The organism is Microcoleus sp. MON2_D5 (assembly GCF_036701905.1).
Lineage (GTDB): Bacteria > Cyanobacteriota > Cyanobacteriia > Cyanobacteriales > Microcoleaceae > Microcoleus.
The window spans coordinates 1-4,650 of the sequence record NZ_JAUBRM010000187.1; the positions used below are offsets into that span (position 1 = coordinate 1).

Annotated in this window: 2 pseudogenes; one reads left to right on the forward strand and one right to left on the reverse strand. The window is 40.9% G+C overall.

The features are described 5' to 3' along the window. Window positions 1-127, forward strand: a pseudogene (locus tag QUA47_RS30290) (IS1 family transposase); the annotation flags it as partial. A 221-nt stretch (window positions 128-348) separates the two neighbouring features. Here the strand turns inward: QUA47_RS30290 and QUA47_RS30295 are convergent. Further along, window positions 349-4,605, reverse strand: a pseudogene (locus tag QUA47_RS30295) (amino acid adenylation domain-containing protein). Window positions 4,606-4,650 lie beyond the last annotated feature (45 nt).

The window sequence follows — 4,650 nt, forward strand, 5'->3', positions numbered from 1 at the left end:
GGCAAGACTACATCGTAAGACTCTTTGTTATTCTAAGTGCGCGGAAATGCTCAGGCACTCTATTAAATTATTAATACCTTACCTAAAATTTCAGGATGTTCCCGTTCCAGCAGTATTCATACCTTGATTCAGCAACGCCGGAATTTTTTCCCACGCTAAGTTTTCTAGTTTTAGTTTCTACTGTTCGTCAAAATAAGTAGACAATATCTATAATTCTTGGAAGAGCATATATATTGGAGGCATTATCTGTAGTCGGCATTTAGAGAATTGGTATAAGGCGCGGTTAGTCTAAACTCCAGTAAGTACGATAAGTAAGTATTTAACAATCTTTCATCTATAGGTGGACAACTAATGCAGCTACCAACTAAACCATCGATCGCCTTTTGAGAATCAAAGCAAATACTTAGAATTTTGATTGTCTGTAAAGATACGGCTTCATCAGAGAAAAGGCTGACCAGTGGATGCAAAGCATTTTCTGTTGAATTTTCAACCAATTTTAATAACTCAAAGTTCCATTGTTTATAAGGAATGCGTTCGAGTGAGTAGCCAAGAGAGCGAATGAAATCGAAAAGCTGATTCCAAGGAATGGGGTGAGGGTTAACTAAATGGAAAGCTTTCCCGACTAATTCTTTTTGTTTGGATAAATGAACGATCGCTTGGCTAACATAATCCACAGGAGTCATGTCTACCATGATGTCTAAATCAGGTGTTTTTCCCATTTGAATGCAGCCTTTAAGCATTCTGCGGAGCAGATCGGCAGTATTGCAAATACCCGTTTGGCTGTCTCCTGAGATAAATCCCGGTCTATAAATATAAACGGGTAGCCCTCTTGAATAGGCAGTCATAACTAATTTTTCAGCTACCCATTTACTTTGATCGTAACCTTCAGAAAGACTTTCACTATCAGGTAGTTCGTCTTGTTCTCTAACTCTTGTATTTTGCTCGTAAGTATCCGAGGAAAATACGCCAATGGTAGAAACGAAATGCACGGGTTTTACTTTGATAATGCAGGCTAATCTCAAAACTTCCTGCGTACTGAGAACGTTTACCGCTTTTAATGCAGAGTATGGATAAATTAGATTTGTTGATGCACCATTGTGGTAAATTACATCTATTTTGCTTGCCAGTGAACTAAATTCATCTGATGTAAGTCCTATTATAAAGTAAGTAGCGTTCTAGACTTTTTTGGATTTTTTCACTGCCTTGTTCGAGGTTGGATGCTCTTACCAGGCAATAAATATTTGCCTGCGTTTGGTTTAGTAAGTCATTAAGTAAGTGAGTACCGAGAAATCCGGTTGCTCCTGTTAATAAGATGTGAGACGGTTTTTTAGTCCATTCAAAAGTAATATTTTCAGCAGAGATTGTAGAATCTAGAATTGCTTCCGCGTTTAGATCGATAGTTTCTTTTTGTGGTGATGTAGAATTGAAATCTGGGCGACTAGCGAGAGCGATCGCATCCGCAGTTCCCGCAATGGTCGGTACTTCAAAAAATTGTCGCAGCGATACTTCTACCTGAAAAGCATCTCTCACTTTAAACATTAACTGAGTAACTTTTAAAGAATGCCCGCCCAAATCGAAAAAGCGATCGTAAATTCCAACTCTATCGATACCGAGAATTTTTTTCCAAATTTTAGCTAACTTTTCTTCTACAGGATTACGAGGTGCAACAAATGTTGTTTCCAGTTCTTGTCTGGTTCCTTCTGGTGCTGGTAAAATTCGCCGATTTACTTTTCCAGAAGGAGTTAATGGCAGTGCTTGTAAAAATACAAAAGCGTTAGGTATCATGTATTCAGGCAACTGTTCTTGCAAAAATCGCCGCAGTTCGTTGGTAGAAGATACTAACTCTTTGGATGCAACTACATAAGCAACTAAACGCTTGTCGCCTGGTATATCTTCCCTAACTATCACAACACCTTCTGCTACGTTTTGGTGTTGTGCCAAAGCAGTTTCGATCTCTCCTAACTCAATGCGAAAACCGCGAATTTTTACTTGATCGTCAATCCGACCCATATACTCGATGTTACCATCTGGTGAATAGCGGGCAAGATCGCCAGTTTTGTAAAGTTTTGAGTTTTGAGTTTCGAGTGTTGAGTTTTCTTCTAATTCAGAACTCAAAACTAAGCTCTCATCACTATTTAAGAATGGGTTTTCAATAAACCGTTGGGATGTTAAATCTGGTCGGTTGATATAACCATTGGCTAAACTAACACCGCCGATGTAAAGTTCTCCAGGAATACCAATAGGTACTGGTTGTAATTGCGAATCGAGGATGTGGATTTGGGCGTTGGCAATAGGACGACCGATCGAGGGCAATTTAGGCCAATTTTCAGGTGAACCAGTAAGAGTAAATGCCGTTACGACATGACTTTCGGAAGGGCCATATTGATTGTGCAAAGTGCCATCTTTTAGCTGACTAAACCAATTGACGATCGCTCGACTAATTTGTAACTGTTCGCCAGCAGTAATAATTTCTCGCAAACTATTAGGTACGATTCCTCGCTCCTCAGCAACCTCAGCTAGATGCTGAAGCGCAATAAAAGGAAGGAACAAACGTTCGATCGCTTCATTTTGGAGAAGTTGCAATAAAGCTACTGCATCTTTGCGAGTAATGTCTGAAATTAACACCAAAGTGCCGCCAGAACACCAACTGGAAAAACACTCCTGAAAAGAAACATCGAAACTGATGGGGGCAAATTGGAGGGTTTTAGTAGCAGGAAAAGCGAAATTTTGTAATTGCCAATCGATCAGATTCACCAGGGGACGGTGACTCATTGCCACCCCTTTAGGTTGGCCTGTAGAACCTGATGTATAGATAACGTAAGCTAAATGGTCGGGTAATACGGCTGTCGTGGGGTTATCTTGCGGGCGTTGGGCGATCGATTTCCAGCCTTTATCTAAACAGATTGCTGGTATCCCATACTCTAACAGTGGCGGCAATAAACTTGCCTGAGTTAGCACTACTGGAACTCCGGCATTTTCCAGCATATAAGCTATCCGTTCTTGCGGATAAGCTGGGTCGAGAGGCAAGTAAGCCGCACCTGCTTTTAGGATGCCTAAAAGTCCGATCGCCATTTCCAGCGATCGTTCTACACAGATACCAACTACTGCATCTCGTACAATTCCTAGCAATCGTAAATGATGCGCTAATTGATTTGCCCTTTGATTCAACTCCTGATAGGTGAGTTGTTGCCCTTCAAATATTACTGCTACCGCATCGGGATTTTGCTCTACTCGATCTTCAAATAACTGGTGAATGCACTTATCTGACGAATAATTGGCCTCCGTAGCATTGTAATTTATTAACTGTTGCCGTTCGCTAATTGTTAACAAAGACAACTTCAAGACGGACTGGTCTGGGTTGGCAACAATACTTTCCAACAAAGTGATAAAATGTCCAACCATCCGGGAAATAGTAGCAGCATCAAATAAGTCTGTATCGTACTCAAAACGCCCGATAATTTATTCCGTTTTTTCTTCTAGTTGGAGAAACAAATCACACTTCGATGTACCGATATGAATGTCCATCTGGCTGACTTGCCAATCCTTAGAATCCAAAGTTACGAGCGGCGGTTCTAAAATAAACATCACCTGAAATAACGGGTTTTGACCCAACTTTCTTTCTGGTTGAAGTTCTTCCACCAGTTTTTCAAATGGCAAGTCTTGGTAAGTATAAGCTCCTAAAGCTACTTCTCGTTCCCTGGAAAGTAACTCTCGGAAACTGGGAAAACCAGAAAGGTCAGTACGCAGAATCAGCGTATTAAGAAAGTACCCAATCAATCTTTCAATCTCCGATCGATTTCGCCCACCAATAACAGTGGCGACGGGAATATCTTCTTGTCCTGAATAGCGGTAGAGCAAAATTTTGAATGCCGCCATTAATGTCATAAATAAAGTGACATTTTCCTGAAGGGAAAAAGCTTTCAAAGCCTCAGTTAAACCCTTCGAGAGTGCCAGAGTTTGCATTGCACCTCGAAACCTTTGAACTGGCGGTCGTGGATTATCGGTGGGCAAATGTAGCGGGGGCAAATCTGCTAATTGCTGTTTCCAGTAAGCTAGCTGTGGCTTCAGTAATTCTACTTGTAGTTGTTGCCGCTGCCAGTAGGCAAAGTCGGCATACTGAACGGTTAATTCTGGCAGGGAGGAGGGTTGGCGATCGCAAATAGCTTCGTAGAGTGCTACCAGTTCGGGAAATAGTACGCTGTATATAGAAACCGCATCTAAAATAATGTGATGTACGGTTATGTATAGTCTGTAATCTGTATCGCTGAGTTGAATTAGAGTAGTTCTTAGCAACAAATCAGAGGTGAGATTAAAAGGTTGCCGTGCTTTTTCTGTTACCAACCGCAAAACTTCTGTTTCGCGAGCGCTCTCTGACGCTATTTCTTGAAGGTTAATTAATGGTAGGGATAAATAGCAAGTAGGCTGAACGATCCGAATTGGTTGACCATCGACGACAGAAAAGTTGGTTCGTAGAATTTCGTGGCGATCGATAATTTGGTTGAAACTTTGTTCTAACGCTAACTGGTTGAGGGAACCAGGTAAGTAAATCGTAAAGTGTTCGTTATAAAAAGGAGGCGTTGCTGAACTAAGGTATGATTTGTTCAAAGAGAAATTGGCAAAAACAATTAACTAAAAGTCAAAGCCTATGAA